At 62.7% G+C, this 16,579-nt stretch carries 14 protein-coding genes; 7 read left to right on the top strand and 7 right to left on the bottom strand.

What is annotated here, in order from left to right:
• Positions 1-196: 196 nt before the first annotated feature.
• From hutI to BBX50_RS22615, 5 genes are all read left to right on the top strand, one after another.
• Positions 197-1,441, top strand: coding sequence for an imidazolonepropionase (gene hutI / locus BBX50_RS22595; protein WP_065777561.1), 1,245 nt, complete (start codon positions 197-199; stop codon positions 1,439-1,441).
• Positions 1,438-2,973 (top strand): histidine ammonia-lyase, encoded by a 1,536-nt coding sequence (gene hutH, locus BBX50_RS22600; protein WP_065777562.1) that lies wholly within the window; start codon positions 1,438-1,440, stop codon positions 2,971-2,973. Before hutI ends, hutH begins: the two co-directional genes overlap by 4 nt.
• Before the next feature lies 1 nt (position 2,974).
• A complete protein-coding gene (gene hutG / locus BBX50_RS22605; RefSeq protein ID WP_065777563.1) occupies positions 2,975-3,793 on the top strand; it encodes an N-formylglutamate deformylase in 819 nt (272 codons plus the stop codon).
• A gap of 2 nt (positions 3,794-3,795) precedes the next feature.
• Entirely contained in the window at positions 3,796-5,469 is a 1,674-nt protein-coding gene (gene hutU, locus BBX50_RS22610; protein ID WP_065777593.1) for a urocanate hydratase, read from the top strand.
• 236 nt (positions 5,470-5,705) lie between these two features.
• A complete protein-coding gene (locus BBX50_RS22615) occupies positions 5,706-6,386 on the top strand; it encodes a hypothetical protein (protein ID WP_065777564.1) in 681 nt (226 codons plus the stop codon).
• A gap of 5 nt (positions 6,387-6,391) precedes the next feature.
• Here the strand turns inward: BBX50_RS22615 and BBX50_RS22620 are convergent, their stop codons facing one another.
• The 6 genes from BBX50_RS22620 to BBX50_RS22645 all read right to left on the bottom strand — a co-directional run bounded on the left by BBX50_RS22620 (position 6,392) and on the right by BBX50_RS22645 (position 13,166).
• A complete protein-coding gene (locus BBX50_RS22620; protein ID WP_065777565.1) occupies positions 6,392-7,609 on the bottom strand; it encodes an MFS transporter in 1,218 nt (405 codons plus the stop codon).
• A gap of 85 nt (positions 7,610-7,694) precedes the next feature.
• The gene (locus BBX50_RS22625) at positions 7,695-9,137 is read right to left on the bottom strand and encodes a M81 family metallopeptidase (protein ID WP_065777566.1); all 1,443 of its coding nucleotides are present in this window, start codon (positions 9,135-9,137) and stop codon (positions 7,695-7,697) included.
• Between the two features lie 11 nt (positions 9,138-9,148).
• Positions 9,149-11,068, bottom strand: coding sequence for a beta-N-acetylhexosaminidase (locus tag BBX50_RS22630; protein ID WP_065777567.1), 1,920 nt, complete (start codon positions 11,066-11,068; stop codon positions 9,149-9,151).
• A 22-nt stretch (positions 11,069-11,090) separates the two neighbouring features.
• Positions 11,091-11,867, bottom strand: coding sequence for an SDR family oxidoreductase (locus BBX50_RS22635; RefSeq protein WP_065777568.1), 777 nt, complete (start codon positions 11,865-11,867; stop codon positions 11,091-11,093).
• 21 nt (positions 11,868-11,888) lie between these two features.
• Positions 11,889-12,752 (bottom strand): MurR/RpiR family transcriptional regulator, encoded by an 864-nt coding sequence (locus tag BBX50_RS22640; RefSeq protein ID WP_065777569.1) that lies wholly within the window; start codon positions 12,750-12,752, stop codon positions 11,889-11,891.
• 24 nt (positions 12,753-12,776) lie between these two features.
• A complete protein-coding gene (locus tag BBX50_RS22645) occupies positions 12,777-13,166 on the bottom strand; it encodes a RidA family protein (RefSeq protein ID WP_065777570.1) in 390 nt (129 codons plus the stop codon).
• A gap of 113 nt (positions 13,167-13,279) precedes the next feature.
• Between BBX50_RS22645 and BBX50_RS22650 the strand changes: the two genes are divergently transcribed.
• Positions 13,280-13,771, top strand: coding sequence for a hypothetical protein (locus BBX50_RS22650; RefSeq protein WP_065777571.1), 492 nt, complete (start codon positions 13,280-13,282; stop codon positions 13,769-13,771).
• 29 nt (positions 13,772-13,800) lie between these two features.
• Positions 13,801-15,261 (top strand): M81 family metallopeptidase, encoded by a 1,461-nt coding sequence (locus BBX50_RS22655; protein WP_065777572.1) that lies wholly within the window; start codon positions 13,801-13,803, stop codon positions 15,259-15,261.
• A 154-nt stretch (positions 15,262-15,415) separates the two neighbouring features.
• On the opposite strand, the gene ugpC is transcribed toward BBX50_RS22655, so the two are convergent.
• Positions 15,416-16,549, bottom strand: coding sequence for a sn-glycerol-3-phosphate ABC transporter ATP-binding protein UgpC (gene ugpC, locus BBX50_RS22660; protein WP_065777573.1), 1,134 nt, complete (start codon positions 16,547-16,549; stop codon positions 15,416-15,418).
• Between the last annotated feature and the right edge of the window lie 30 nt (positions 16,550-16,579).

Consider the following 16,579-nt stretch of genomic DNA (forward strand, 5'->3'; position numbering starts at 1 on the left):
CTTTTTTGATTGCGCGGTCCCCGACCTAAATATTCGCGAAAATCAGCTGACTAGCGTGATCTCCTTAGAAATGAGCAGAGCACCGTATGCGTTCATAAAGGGGCAGCCGCTCTTTCCTTTTCCGCAGGGTTCACAATTTTCCACTTGTGACTCGAATTAATATGTATATACATTATCAGCAGTGGAGGCGATCGCAATGAACCAGTTCTCGACCCGACAGCAAGCATCCGGCATCTGGCGCAACATTCGCCTCGCAACGCTCAGCGAAGGCGCTGACGGGCTGGGGATTGTCGAAGACGCAGCCGTTGCAGTTGTCGACGGTCGCATCGCCTATGCCGGCCCCGCCCACGATCTTGCAGACGAGCTTTCCCGCAGTCTCGAGGCGACCGATTGCCGGGGACGCGTCATGACGCCCGCGCTTATCGACTGCCACACCCACCTCGTGCACGGCGGCAACCGCGCCCGCGAATTCCAGATGCGGCTCGAAGGCGCCACCTACGAAGAGATCGCGCGCGCCGGCGGCGGCATCGTCTCTTCGGTAAAGGCGACCAATGCCCTCACCGTCGATCAGCTTGTCGAAAGCGCCCTGCCGCGGCTCGACACGCTCCTTTCCGAAGGTGTGGGGACCATCGAAATCAAATCCGGCTATGGTCTGAACGTGACGGCAGAACTCAACATGCTGCGCGCCGCCCGCAAGCTCGAAGCATTGCGTCCGGTGCGCGTCGTCACCAGCTATCTCGCCGCCCATGCGACGCCTGCGGAATACAAGGGCCGAAACGGCGACTACATCTCCGAAGTCGTATTGCCGGGTCTCGATACCGCGCATGCCGAGGGGCTGGTCGATGCGGTCGACGGTTTCTGCGAGGGCATTGCATTCTCGACCGCCGAGATCGCCCGTGTCTTCGACCGCGCCCAGGCGCTCGGCCTGCCGGTCAAACTGCATGCCGAGCAGCTTTCGAACCTCGGCGGCGCCAAGCTCGCAGCCTCCTACGGCGCGCTCTCGGCCGACCATCTCGAATATCTCGATGCGGAAGGGGCCGCCGCACTCGCCAAATCCGGCACCGTCGCCGTGCTCTTGCCGGGCGCCTTCTATGCGTTGCGCGAAGAGCGGCTGCCGCCGGTTCAGGCGCTTCGTGATGCCGGTGCACGGATCGCAATCGCGACCGATTGCAACCCGGGCACTTCGCCGCTGACTTCGCTGCTCTTGACCATGAACATGTCGGCGACATTCTTCCGGCTGACGGTTGCCGAGTGCCTTGCCGGCGCGACGCGCGAAGCCGCGCGCGCCCTCGGCCTGCTTGGCGAAACCGGCACGATTGAGGTCGGAAAGTCGGCGGATCTTGCAATCTGGAACATCGAGGATCCGGCTGAACTTGTCTACCGGATCGGCTTCAACCCGCTACATGAACGCATCTTCAGAGGGCAAAGGATCGGTCAATGACCATTATTCTACATCCGGGCTCCGTGCCCCTTCGCGACCTCGAAACCATCTACTGGACCGGAGAGCCGGTCCGCCTTGACCCGTCCTTTGACGCTGGCATCAAAAAGGCGGCAGCGCGCATCGCCGAAATCGTCGCCGGCAACGCGCCGGTCTACGGCATCAACACCGGCTTCGGTAAACTCGCCTCGATCAAGATCGACAGCGCCGACGTCGCGACGCTGCAGCGCAATCTGATCCTGTCGCACTGCTGCGGCGTCGGCGAGCCGCTGGCCGAAAACATCGTGCGCCTCATTCTGTCGCTGAAGCTGGTCTCGCTCGGCCGCGGCGCTTCCGGCGTCCGCCTCGAACTTGTGCGGCTGATCGAAGCCATGCTCGAAAAGGGCGTCATCCCGGTCATCCCCGAAAAGGGCTCAGTCGGCGCCTCCGGCGACCTTGCGCCGCTCGCCCATATGGCAGCTGTGATGATGGGCCATGGCGAAGCCTTCTTCGAAGGACAGCGCCTGTCCGGCGCCGAGGCGCTTTCGGCTGCCGGCCTCAAGCCGGTCGTGCTTGCGGCCAAGGAAGGCCTGGCGCTGATCAACGGCACCCAGACCTCGACGGCTCTGGCGCTGGCAGGTCTCTTCCGCGCCCATCGCGCAGCCCAGGCTGCGCTGATCACTGGCGCCATGTCGACCGATGCCGCCATGGGCTCGTCTGCGCCCTTCCATCCCGATATCCATACGCTGCGCGGCCATCGCGGCCAGATCGATACGGCCGCGGCTCTGCGCGCGCTGCTTGCAGGCTCGGCCATCCGCGAAAGCCATATCGAAGGCGACGAGCGCGTTCAGGATCCCTATTGCATCCGCTGCCAGCCGCAGGTCGATGGCGCCTGCCTCGACATCCTCCGTTCGGTTGCGCGTACGCTGGAGATCGAAGCCAACGCCGTCACCGACAATCCGCTGGTGCTTTCGGACAACTCCGTCGTCTCCGGCGGCAATTTCCACGCCGAACCGGTTGCCTTTGCCGCCGACCAGATCGCGCTCGCCGTCTGCGAGATCGGCGCGATTTCGCAGCGTCGCATCGCGCTGCTCGTCGACCCGGCCCTCTCCTACGGCCTTCCAGCCTTCCTCGCCAAGAAGCCGGGCCTGAATTCCGGTCTGATGATTGCCGAAGTTACCTCCGCCGCCCTGATGTCGGAGAACAAGCAGCTCTCGCACCCGGCCTCGGTCGACTCGACACCCACCTCCGCCAACCAGGAGGACCATGTCTCCATGGCCTGCCATGGTGCGCGCCGCCTGCTGCTGATGACCGAAAACCTGTTCTCGATCGTCGGCATCGAAGCGCTGACAGCGGTCCAGGGCGTCGAGTTCCGGGCGCCGCTCGCGACGAGCCCCGAGTTGCAGAAGGCGGTAGCAGCCCTTCGCGCCGTCTCGCCGACGATCGAAGAGGACCGCTACATGGCCAATGACCTCAAGGCCGCCGGCGACCTCATTGCGTCTGGACGCCTGAATGCTGCTGTCACCGCCAACATTCTTCCGGGCCTGGAGGCCTGAGATGGCGGTCTTTGAAGTCAAAAGAGGCAACTCGCCGGTCATTCTCGGCTTTCCGCACACCGGCACGGAAGTGCCGCGCGCGGTCTGGGATCGGTTGAACGACAATGGCCGGATTCTGGCCGATACGGACTGGCACATCCACGAACTCTATGACGGGCTTCTGAAGGACGTAACCGTCGTTCGCGCCACCTTCCATCGCTACGTGATCGACGCCAACCGCGATCCCGAAGGAGTCAGCCTCTATCCCGGCCAGAACACAACGGGCCTCGTTCCCGAAACGGACTTCGACGGCAAGCCGATCTGGAAGGACGGACAGAAACCGACCGACGCCGAAGTCGCCGAACGTCTTCAAGCGTTCCACGCACCCTACCATGCGGCGCTTGCGGCCGAGATCGAACGCGTCAAGTCGATCCACGGCGTAGCCGTCCTCTATGACTGCCACTCGATCCGCTCGCATATCCCCTTCCTGTTCGAAGGCAAGCTGCCGGACTTCAATATCGGCACCGACATGGGCAAGACCTGCGCGCCTGAGATTGAGCGAGGGGTCGTCGATATCACTACTACCGCCAAGGGTTACAGCAGCATCCTCAACGGTCGCTTCAAGGGTGGTTGGACGACCCGCCACTACGGGCGTCCCGAAACCGGGGTGCACGCGATCCAGATGGAGCTCGCGCAATCGACCCACCTGGCGGCGGAAGAGCCGCCCTTCGCGCTCGACGCCGGCCGCTCCGCACTGCTGCGCGAGCCACTGAAAGCCATTCTGAAACGCATCGAAGACATCGCATTTGACCTCAAGAGACAGATAGGGAGCGAGGCATGACCATGAACAATCCGCGCCACAACATTCGCGACGTGCGCGCCCCCCAGGGCACGACGCTCAACGCCAAGAGCTGGCTGACAGAAGCGCCGCTGCGCATGCTGATGAACAACCTCGACCCGAACGTGGCGGAAAACCCGCACGAACTGGTCGTCTATGGCGGTATCGGCCGCGCGGCGCGCACCTGGGCCGATTTCGACAAGATCGTCGAGACGCTCAAGAACCTGAACGACGACGAGACCTTGATGGTGCAGTCCGGCAAGCCGGTCGGCGTCTTCCGCACCCACAAGGACGCACCGCGCGTGCTAATCGCCAACTCGAACCTCGTGCCGCATTGGGCGACGTGGGATCACTTCAACGAGCTGGATAAGAAGGGTCTCGCCATGTACGGCCAGATGACCGCCGGCTCCTGGATCTACATCGGCACTCAGGGCATCGTCCAGGGCACCTACGAGACCTTCGTCGAGGCCGGTCGCCAGCACTATGGCGGCAATCTGAAGGGCAAGTGGGTGCTGACCGGCGGCCTCGGCGGCATGGGCGGCGCCCAGCCGCTCGCAGCCGTCATGGCCGGCGCTTCGTGCCTTGCCGTCGAATGCAACCGGGACTCGATCGATTTCCGCCTGCGCACCCGCTACCTCGACGAGAAGGCCGAAACACTGGACGAAGCGATGGAAATCATCGCCCGCTGGACGAAGAACGGCGAGGCCAAGTCGGTCGGCCTGCTCGGCAACACCGCTGAGATCCTGCCGGAAATGGTCCGCCGCGGCATCCGCCCCGACATGGTCACCGACCAGACCTCGGCACACGATCCGGTCAACGGCTACCTGCCGAAGGGCTGGACCATGGCCGAATGGAAGGCCAAGCGCGAGAGCGACCCGAAGGCTGTCGAAAAGGCCGCACGCGCCTCGATGCGCGAGCATGTCGAAGCGATGATCGCCTTTCAGGACATGGGCATCCCCACCTTCGACTATGGCAACAACATCCGCCAGGTCGCCAAGGAAGAAGGTCTCGAAAACGCCTTCGCCTTCCCGGGCTTCGTCCCGGCCTATATCCGCCCGCTCTTCTGCCGCGGCATCGGTCCCTTCCGCTGGGCGGCTCTGTCCGGCGATCCGGAAGACATCTACAAGACCGATGCCAAGGTCAAGGAACTGCTGCCCGACAACAAGCATCTGCACAACTGGCTGGACATGGCGCGTGAGCGCATCTCCTTCCAGGGCCTGCCGGCACGCATTTGCTGGGTCGGTCTCGGCGACCGCCACCGCCTCGGCCTCGCCTTCAACGAAATGGTCAGGAACGGCGAGCTGAAGGCACCCGTCGTCATCGGCCGCGACCATCTCGACTCCGGCTCCGTCGCCTCACCGAACCGCGAGACCGAAGCGATGAAGGACGGCTCGGATGCGGTCTCCGACTGGCCGCTGCTGAACGCCCTGCTCAACACCGCATCGGGTGCCACCTGGGTGTCGCTGCACCATGGCGGCGGCGTCGGCATGGGCTTCTCGCAACACTCGGGCGTCGTCATCTGTGCCGACGGTACGGACGATGCGGCCAAGCGCCTGGAACGGGTGCTCTGGAACGACCCGGCAACCGGCGTGATGCGCCATGCCGATGCGGGCTACGACATCGCGCTTGACTGCGCCAAGGAGAAGGGCCTGCGCCTGCCGGGCATTCTCGGCAACTGATACGCTGCCGACTGACATACTCAACGGACAGACTGATTGGGGCGCCGAAAGGCGCCCCAATCACTTTTTGATGAGACATGACCAGGATGCGATCAAAACCGCGTCTTCCTGGTTTCGGCGCCTTGCAGCCGTTGATAGCAATGCTAGAAAAATAGAGATGCCATCGCATTGCTGGAGACACGTTGCAGAAGGCGGCGTTTCGCTCAAGTGACCGCTGTTTTTTATGAGAAGGCTTCATGTCTGAAGGCAGAAACAAGAGAAGAACCACCAGACATCTTAAGTTCGCTGCCGGACTCTTTGCGAGCGTCCTTATTGCATCGCCTTCGGCCGCCCAGCCCGTGAGCTTCTTCGGCCCCATTCGCAACGGCGAGCGGCATTTCACGGCCTTCCCGGAATATATCGGCATTGGAATGAGCCAAGGGGAGACAAAGAAGCGGGACGTGGTCTACTCGACAATTCAAATGCTCGCCATCACTGCAGGAATAGAGGTGCGAGCCCAACCGGGCCTCGGAAGAAACACCATCGGCGTGATATTCAGGAAAGACGTCGTCCAGGATGGCCGGGTCGATGTCAGCAAAATTCAAGATTTCGGCTTCGACCCTTACTACGAGAAGCTACTCAACGATACCGCGGCAACTGGTGCAGGAAACTGCGCTTCTGCCGTAAACTATTCCGCCGAGGGACGTTTCGAGAGAGCTGTGGTTGTTGCAAACAGCGACGTCCCCGATCAGGAGTTAGCGACCTGCGTGGCTCAGGCCCAGGCACATGCATTGGGGATAGGCACCTTCAACTCGAGCAAAGCCGACTTCTCGCGCTTCATCGCCCGGATCATGATCCTCGTCGATCAGAAGAAGAGATGCCTCCAAGACAACCAAACAAAATTGACCTGCAAATTTGTCGACGAGCCCTGGGACTAGACCAGCTAACGGCGAACCGTCCTCTTTCCTGTCCGATCGCCGTCGAGCACGAGCAGCAGCACCAGCCCGGCAAATCCCCCGACACCGCCAAGCAGAGCCGTACCGGAATAGTCGCTGATGCGCGTGCCGAGGGCGAATAGCCCGGCGCAAAGACCACCGCTCAGGAACAGGTTGACGGCGATCAGCGAGCTTCCGAGCCCCGGCCGGTCGGCGATCAGATCCTGAAGGTAGCTGATCGGAATGGTGATCAGCGCCGCCGCGCCGAAGGCGCTGATGAGCGTCAGCGCGTAGATCTGCCAGGCCGCATTGGAAAAGCCGAGCAGCACCATATAGCCGATATAGATCGCGGTTCCGAGCGCCAGCGCCTTGAACGGCACAAGGCTCAACTGGATGCGCGCCCAGGCGAAGATGAAGACGACTTCGAGGAAGGCAACGATACCGACGATGATGCCGATATCGGTAACGCTGCCGCCGACCTCGTCGGTCATAATCAAGGGCAGCACCGCTGCGTTGACGTGCAGCGTCGAGGTAATGGTGGCAACGGCAATCACCCGCAGAAGGATGCGCGGCGTCAGGATCTCGCGGAACGACGTCCAGTAGGAAAGCCGTTTGCCGAGCGAAGCGTCGGCCCCGCTTTCATTGGGCAGTCTGAAATAGACGATCAGCAGATTGGCAAGACAGCCGAGGCAAGCGAGCAGGTAAGCGGGCAGCATGCTCTCGCCACCCGCGAGCGCGAAGCCGACCAGTCCGGGCACCAGTACCCACGACACCGATATCGCCGCACGGGCACCGGTTGTCAGCGCGGCTGCGTCGTGGCCGCTCATGCGGCGGGCAATGCTGCGCACATTGGCAAAGAGTAGCGTGTAAAGCGCACCGTAGATCGGCAACAGTAAAAGCACGCTGACGACGAAACTCGCCTGATACGGCAGGACATAGACGATGCCATAGCCGACGACACCAAACAGGATCGCTGTCGACATCAGCAGCCGGTAGTTGCCGACGCGATCGGCCAGAATACCGATCGAAACGCTGACGATAACGTTGACGGTCGAAGCTAGAAGGATCAGCAGCGAATAGACGGCATCGCTCAGGCCCAATTCGTTGATGCCGACTACGGATTGGTAGGGCGAGGTCGCGGCGCCAGCGAAGCCGAACAGGAAGATGGCCAGCATGCTGACCCGCATGGCCGGGTTGCGCATGGCGCTCAGGATAGTGGAAGTCATGACAAGGGGTGTCCACGAAGTGGATGAGGTTGGAAACGCAAAACCGACCCGTGAACCGGGCCGGCAATTTTAAGATCGCCAGATTTCAGTCGCCGCTCGACCAGCGCGCCGAGAGGGGCGCTGTCGGTTCGAAGGCAAAGTCCTGATCGAAGGGGAAAGTCGGCCGCGGACGTCGCTGGCTGACAAGGCCGGCGATGTCCTGGTTGACGACGCCTTCGGTCAGCGCCATCAGGTTGGGATTGGCGATCGGCGCCAACTCCGGCGAGAGATAACCCGATTTGACGACGAGCAGCCGCACCGCCTGCGGGTCGAGACCCAGCCGCCGGAAGTCGTCGATGTTGTGGTACGGTCTGCGCCGCGCGGCGATGACGATGTCGATGGCACCGACGCGCACCACCGCCTGCCGCTCCTTGGCAGCGCCCGGATCGTCAAGCCTCACCACCTCGACCAGCATTTCCGCGCAAGGGCTCGCGGGATCGAGGCTGCCGCCAATCTTGAGCATCAGCGTTTCGCCGGCGCCGGCGGCAAAGCAGGCTTCCACCGCCGGTCGATCGGTGATCCCTGCGATCAGGGCGCCACGCCAGCCGCGGGCCAGGAGCGCCTTCAAAACATCGGCACGATCACCCACGCCGCCACCCGTCGGGTTATCGCCGGAATCGGCAAGAATGATCGGTGTCGTGGTCGCACGCTCGGCGATATCAAGCATCGCGTCGAGCGGCCCGGTGACCGGACCGAAGCGGAAGTTTCGGCGTTCCGACCAATAGCCCGCGGCAATGTCTTCCGCAGCCCGCCTGGCCGCCGCCTTGTCGGTGGCGGTCACCACGGCGCAGGCGGTCGCCCGCGGCTCATCGGCCCAGACGTAGCCGACCATGAGATTGGCGTCGAGAATGCCGGGCCGCTGGTCGATCTCGGGCAGTTGCGCATAGAGCGACCGTGCCGGCTCGTCCTCGGTCGAGGTGCATTCGCCGGGCAGAAGCACGGGCACCGGTACCCAGGCGACGCCCGGACGTGTGCCGCTGCGAAGCGCAGCGACCAGCATCGACCAGGCGCGGGTCATGGTCTCCGGCGTATCGATGTGCGGCGCGGTGCGGTAAGCGGCAAAGATGTCGAGCTGATCGATGATCCTCTGGCTGACATTGCCGTGCAGATCGTAGCTCGCGGCAATCGGGCAATCGGGGCCAACGACGGCGCGGGCAGCCGAGATCCAGTCGCCCTCGGCGTCGTCCATGCCATCGACCTTGATAGCGCCGTGCATGGCAAGATAGAGTCCGTCGATCGGCAGGGCTTCATGGAGGCGGGAGAGGAACTCCGCCTTGAAGGCGTCGTAGGTCGCACGCGACACGGGGCCGCCGGGTACGGCGCGTGCATGCAGCAGTGGCAGGTGCTCGACGCCCTCGGCCTTCATGAAGCTGAAGTAGTCGGCGTCCAGCAACGCCTGGCCACGCAGCACGCCAAAGTCCTCTTCGGCCATCAGGACCGGCGAATAGGTGCTGCACTCGGTATGGATGCCGCCGACGGCGATACGCATGGGCTTTCCTCTCAGAGATTGGGGCTAAGCGGAGCGATCGCCGCGAACCGCAGCCAGTCCTTCGCCGACTTCGGTGTCCAGGCTGCCTCGGCAATCGCCGGAAGCCGCGGGAACACAAGGCGATTGAAATAGCCGCGCGAGAGGAAGTGCTCGCTCCAGATGCAGGCCTGTACGCCCTTGAGACGGGGCTTCAACTCCTCGGGAAACTCTCCCGCGGCCTCGTAACCATAGGTGTGGGCGGGTGTCGCCGTGCCAGCCCAGCTCGCGCCGGGTTCCTGCCAGGCATCGGCCTGCGCCATATCGAGATAATAAGCCTGTCCAGGGGTCATCACCACGTCATAGCCTTCGCGCGCCAGTTCGATCCCGACTTCCGGTCGCTCCCAGGCCATCAGCAACGTGTCCTCCGCCGAAACGCCGCCACCATGCGCCACCTCGTTCCAACCGGCGAGCTTGCGGCCACGCGCCGTCAGCATCGCCTTCACGCGCCTGAGGAAATAGGATTGCAGCGCAAAGGTCCCGGACATGCCTTCCCGCTCCATGAGCTTCTTGGCGAGCGGCGAGGCAAGCCACGAGCCGTTCGCCACCTCGTCGCCGCCGATATGGAGGTATTCGCTCGGAAAAAGCTCGACTATCTCGTCGAACACCTTTTCGAGGAATTCGTAGGTGAAGGGGACGGCAGGGTTCAGCGCATTGTTCGGGTAGCCCTGGACCGAGTGGTAGCTCTCCGGCGCTTCCTGGCCGTCGGTCAGATCAGGCAATGCCACGAGCGTCGCCGTGCTGTGCCCGGGAATGTCGATCTCCGGCACGACATCGACATGAAGCGCGGTCGCCTGAGCGACGCTCGCCTTCACGTCCGCCTGGCTGTAGAAGCCGCCCACAGGTTCAGCGCCATTGCCGAGTTGCGGCAAGAGCGGCTCATCCGGGCCACGCAGCACGCCGAGTGTCGTCAGCTCCGGGTATGCCTTGATTTCAAGGCGCCAGGCCTCATCGTCCGTCAGGTGCCAGTGGAAGACGTTCAGCTTGAACCAGGCGAGAATGTCGATCAGCCGCGCCACATCGGCCGTCGGATAAAACTGTCGCGAGACGTCGAGATGGCAGCCGCGCCAATGATAGCGTGGCGCGTCCGAGATCGTGCCGCTCACGGGGAAGCGGAATTTGCCGGGATGATTGCGCGCGCCATCCAGCAGTTGCGCGAGGCTCGTCAGGCCGTATTGCCGTCCGGCGCTGCCGCCGAAGGCCAAGCGAATCTCAGTCTCGGAGAAATCAAGGCGATAGCCTTCAGATTGCAGAGCCTCGTCTTCTGCAAATACGATCGGCCGCCCCTGACCGGAGGCGGCGAGGCTGAAGGGCGCATGCGCCGCAGGGAACAATCGCTGGAACAGCGACAGCACCGTGCCGACCGCTGCGACATCGCCCTCGCGGCTGCCGGCAGCCGGATAGAGGGCGACGGGGAAACCTGCTGCGGCGCGAAGATCGAGCTTCGCCGGCCAGGGCTGCAGCGCATAGGGCTGATCGAGCCTGCCCTCCGGCAGCCGGACCGGCGGCGGCTCGCTGACGGCATTTTCGAGAAGCAGATCGGAAACGGCGACCGGCACATGCCTGCCGTCTGCAAGGGTCAGATAGGCGGATTTCGCCCCATCGGTAGAGTGACGCGCATTGCGGTGCAGGCCGCTGACGGTGAAGGTCCAGCTGCCGCCGTTTTCGATTGTCAGGCCCGCAGGCGGCGCGAATTCATGAAAATTGGCATTGCGGCGCAGGAAGACGGCATTGTCACAGGCCTTCGGATCGATGACGCGCGTCAGCGAGGTATAGACGATCCTGAAACCGGCAAGCGGCCCCCCGGAGAAATTAAACAGCGTGAAGGTGAACCGGCCGAACGGCCCGCCGTCCGGCTGCCAGGACGCCTCGAGACGATAGGAAACCGGATGCATGCTCTTCCTCCGAATGCTTCTGTCAGTAATGGCTTGATTGCGAGAATGTGCGCGCCAGTTCCGCCTGGCCGGCGGTGAGGCCACAATCGACGGGCAGGCAGACGCCGGATATCGCTGCCGCCAGCGGCCCCGCCAGGAAATGCACGGCATTGGCCACATCGTCTGGATTGACGATCCGCTGGAGCGGATACCAGCGACGCGCCTCCTCGAAGACATCCGGGTTCGCGGCCGCCCGCGCCTCCCAGGCCTGGGTGCGCACGGTACCGGGTGCAACGGCGTTCGCGCGAATGCCAAACTTGCCATACTCGACTGCAATCAGCCGGGTCAGATGCAGGAGCCCGGCCTTCGCTGCGCTATAGGCTGGATGACCGAAGACATTCATGCCGTTGACCGAGGCGATGTTGATCACCGATCCGCGGCTCTGTTTCAGCATGTCCTCGACGGCACGAAAGCACAGGAACGCCGCTTCGAGGTTCAGTGCGTTGTCTTTGCGCCAGATCTCAGGTGTCGTATCGTGCAGGCTAACGGCGCGGGCAGCACCGGCATTGTTGACGAGCGTGCGCACCACGCCCATCTCCGCGGCCTTGGCAGCCATCGCAGCAACGCTCTCGGCATCGGTAACGTCGCATGGCGCGGCGACGAAACGCTTGCCGTCGCCAAGTTCGCGCGCCGCTCGTTCCGCCGCATCGAGATCGATATCCACAAGCAGGACGACGTCATGGTCGTCGGAAAGCCGCCGGGCGATGGCACGGCCGATGTCACCGGCCGCACCGGTGACAATCGCAAGTGATTGCGTCATGCGCTGACCTTTCGCGGCACGTCAATCTCCCAGAAGCTGGCGGTCGTCACCATCGCGGTGCGTCACCAGCTGCTGCTTGATGCGCCGAAGTGTGGTCGTCGCCTGTGGCTGAACGCGATAGGCGACGAGGCTGGAGAGGATGTCGAGCAGCGCCAGATAGGCGATGCGGGTGGAGGTGGGGCGATAGATGTTGTTGCCTTCAGGCAGGTCGACCGGGACGGTGATGCTGGCGGCCGCTGCCACAGGGCTGCCGCTCTGCGTCAACGCAATGGTCGGCACCTTCAGTTCACGAGCGAGCGTAAAGGCGCGTACGAGCTCGGCGTTGCGACCGGAGAAGGACGAGCCGATGAGCACGTCGGTCGGCCGCGCCGCCGCCGCCATCATCAGCTGCATGCTATGGTCGGAACTGGAGGTAATGCGCAGACCGTAGCGAAAGAGCCGGTTCTGCAGCTCGCCGGCGATCATCGAGGAATTACCACCGGAACCAAAGGCGTAGATCATTTCCGCTGCGGCGATCCGCTCGACCGCCTGCTCGATCGCTGCAAGGTCGAGCGAACGATGCAGAAGAAAAAGCGCGTTCTGCGACTTGGTGATGATGTCCTGCGCGACGTCGCCGGTCTCGCGGCTCTTCGGCTCCGGCTTCAGATAGCGCATGCCGATATAGGCCGTACGGGCGAGCTGCACCTTGAAATCGGAGAAACTGTCGCAGCCGAGCCGACGACAGAAGCGGGTAACGGTCGGCGGCGAAACGTCGGCCTTGCTCGCCAGCTCGATGATGGAGGCGTTCACTGCGAACTCGAAATCGTTCAGCAGGATATCCGCAATGCGGTTTTCCGACTGGGAAAGCCGCCCTTTTTCTTCCTGCAGTGTCGCGAAGATGTCCATCGCCAGCTTATGCCTTGCTTATGATCAGTCTTCCTTCGGCTTGTACGCGACGCAGTCGATCTCGACCTTGCAATCGACCATCATCGACGACTGGACGCAGGCCCGCGCCGGCGGATGCGCACCGAAATACTCCTGGTAGATCTTGTTGAATGTCCAGAAATCACGCGGATCGTCGAGCCAGACGCCGCAACGAACCACGTGTTCGGGACCGTAGCCGGCTTCCTTCAGGATGGCCAGCACGTTGGCGATCGTCTTGTGCGTCTGCGGGATGATCCCGCCTTCGATGATCTCGCCGTCTTCCATGGCGACCTGGCCGGATACATAGAGCCAGCCGTCCGCCTCGACCGCGCGTGCGAACGGCAAAGGCTTGCCGCCAGCACCGACCTGCTCCGCACCGTATCTCTTGATGGTCATGTGAGCCTTCGTGCAAATTATTTTCTTAGATCGTTGACAAGTGACCATAGAAAGCAGAATTTGGCTAGCGAAAAACACCATTCATGAAAAGAATTTCAATCCAGGGCGCGAATATGCGGGATCCTTTTCTCAATCCATTCCCCTCCTCCGACACTGCACGCCATTCGATCTGGGAGATGCTCGTCTCTCGTGACATTACTGCCTTTCTGGCCGCAGACTGGTCGATGGTCGCGGGCGATTTCGTCGAAGAAGGCTTCATCGGCATCGACGGCCGCCGTGAGACCAATCCGGACAATTGGCGACTGACCTTCCCGTCGCTTGTGGCCTATCGCGACGAATGGCTGCGTCAGGCGCAGGACTTTGCGACGCAGAGTTTCGCCGAAGACCCGCGCACCGCGATTTTCACGACGACAACACTCGAGGACATCGAGATCAACGGCGACCAGGCGCTGGCGCGCAAAAAGTTCGACGGCAGCCTCAAGAAGACCGACGGCAGCATCGACATCCTGAAATGGCAGACGGTCTATTACTGCCGCCTGCATCAGGGACGCTGGAAGATTGCCGGCTTTACCGGTTACCTACCGAACCCGATGGGCCCGGCTTAAGCCAGACGCGACATAAAAAGGCAACGGCATTGCGGATCTTCACAGCGGCGCTCGCGACCGAAACCAACACCTTCTCCCCGATCTGCATCGACCGCCGGGCCTTCGAGGCTTCGCTCTATGCACCGCCCGGCGAGCATCCGGAAACGCCGACGCTTTGTACCGCGCCGATCACGGTCGGCCGTCGCGTATGCACCGAAAAGGGCTGGCAGCTGATCGAGGGAACGGCGACCTGGGCCGATCCGGCCGGCCTCGTCAACCGCGAGACCTATGAGAGCCTGCGCGACGAAATCCTCGGCCAGCTGCGCGCTGCCATGCCCGTCGACGCCGTGGTCCTCGGCTTGCACGGCGCCATGGTCGCCGACGGCTACGAGGATCCCGAAGGCGACCTGCTGACGCGCGTCCGCGAGATCGTCGGCCCCGACATCCTCGTCTGCGCCGAGCTCGATCCCCATAGCCACCTGACTGCCAAGCGCGCCGCGGCGTCGAACTTCTTCGTCTACTTCAAGGAGTTTCCGCACACCGACTTCGTCGATCGCGCCGAGGATCTCTGGCGGATCGCGGTCGATACGCTCGAAGGACGCGTCACGCCCGTCATGTCGATCTTCGACTGTCGGATGATCGACGTCTACCCCACCTCGCGCGATCCGATGCGCTCCTTCGTCGACAAGCTGATGCGGATCGAAAAGGAAGACGCGGACGTGCTTTCGCTTTCCACCATCCATGGTTTCATGGCCGGCGACGTCCCGGAAATGGGCACCAAGCTGCTCGCCGTCACCAACGGCAAGCCGGAAAAGGGCGCGAGCCTTGCGCGTGAATTGGGTCTAGAACTCTTCTCCCACCGCGGCACCTTCATCATGCCGCAGATCGACGAGAAGCAGGCGGTCGACGAGGCGCTCGCCGCGACGAAGGGGCCTGTCGTCATTGCCGACGTGTGGGACAATCCGGGTGGCGGCACTGCAGGTGACGCCACGGTGCTGCTCGAAGAGTTGCTGGCGCGCCGCGCAACCGATGTCGCGGTCGGCACGATCTGGGACCCGATGGCCGTGCAGATCTGCATGGCGGCCGGCGAAGGTGCCGAAATCCCCTTGCGCTTCGGCGCCAAGTCGGCACCCGGAACCGGCAACCCGGTCGACGGCACGGTCAAGGTGGTCAAGCTGGTGCGCGACGCCGAAATGCGCTTCGGCGAAAGTTTCGCCCCGTTCGGCGATGCAGCTCACATCCGCTTCAGCGGCATCGACATCATCCTCAACTCGACCCGCGCGCAGAGCTTCGACCCGAGCCTCTTCTCAGTGATGGGCATCGATCCGACGGCAAAGAAGATCCTGGTCATCAAGTCGACCAACCATTTCTATGCGTCGTTCTCGAAGATCGCGTCCGAGATCCTCTATTGCTCGGCCGGCACGCCCTACCCGAACAATCCGGCAAAGACCAATTACAAGCGGGCACCGAAGAACATCTGGCCGAAGGTCGCCGATCCGCACGCAGCGTAGCAAGTACGGCCTGAACCGCCCCCTGAAAAGCCTGACGCAGCCGCCTGCGTCCGGTCTACGCGCGCGGCAGCGACGCAAGGAGTTCAGTAATACGATGAGCAAGACCGCTGGCCTGCGAAGGACAGCGGTCTTGCTTATTGGTGTTGAACAGCGCTTAGGCCGCAGCCGGATCGAGCACGCCCAAGTCGATGTCGGTCAGTTCGACGCGGCGTTCGAGCGCGATGCCCTTTTCATCGAACAGATGGCAATCGGCGGTCCGGATACCGGTCTCAACCACTTCCTCCGGCCGGATCGCCGCTGTTCCGGGCAGCATGGCGCAGAAGTTTTCTCCTTCTCCCCCAATCGCTGCGTAGGCGACCGTATGGGCGCCTAAGCGTTCGATGACCGATGGCCTCACTGTCAAACTCAGGTCTCCCGTCCCGAGCAAGATATGCTCCGGGCGGACGCCCAGCGTCAGCGCTCGACCGACGAGGTCGCTATGCGGGGTGACGGGAATGATCGCCGTCTGTCCCTTGTAGTCGACTTCGACGCCCGCATCGCTGACGCCTTTGCAGGTCACAGGGAGGAAGTTCATTTTCGGATTGCCGATGAAGCCGGCAACGAAGGTGTTGGCCGGCTTGTGGTAGAGCTCGAGCGGCGCACCGGTCTGGGCGATCTCACCGGCATTGAGGACGACGATCCGGTCCGCCATCGTCATCGCCTCGACCTGGTCGTGGGTGACGTAGATCATCGTTGCCTGCAATTGCCGGTGCAGTTTCGCCAGTTCGATGCGCATGTCGGCCCTCAGCGCTGCGTCGAGGTTCGACAGCGGCTCGTCGAAGAGAAAGATCTTCGGCTCGCGCACGATCGCTCGCCCGATCGCGACACGCTGGCGCTGACCACCCGACAGCATGCCGGGCTTCTGCTGAAGGCGCTGGTCGAGGTGCAGAATGCGCGCGGCGTTCTCCACCTTGGCCTTCAGCTTCTCCTCGGCCATCCGTTCCACGCGAAGCGGAAACGCAATGTTCTCGAAGACGGTCATGTGCGGATAGAGCGCGTAGGACTGGAAGACCATCGCGATCCCGCGCTTGACCGGCGGCAGGTCGTTGACGCGTTTGCCCTCGATCAGGATGTCCCCCGAGCTGGTCTCATCGAGACCGGCTATCATCCTGAGCAAGGTCGACTTGCCGCAACCGGAGGGTCCGACAAAAACGACGAATTCACCATTCCTGACTTCGAGATCGATGCCCTTCAGCACCTCGAACGTCCCGTAGAATTTCTGAACCCGATTGAGATTGAGCTGTCCCAAGAAATTGTCTCCGGCCACCGGCGAGAAGCG

This window comes from Ensifer sp. LC11 (assembly GCF_001695835.1).
Taxonomy (GTDB): domain Bacteria; phylum Pseudomonadota; class Alphaproteobacteria; order Rhizobiales; family Rhizobiaceae; genus Ensifer.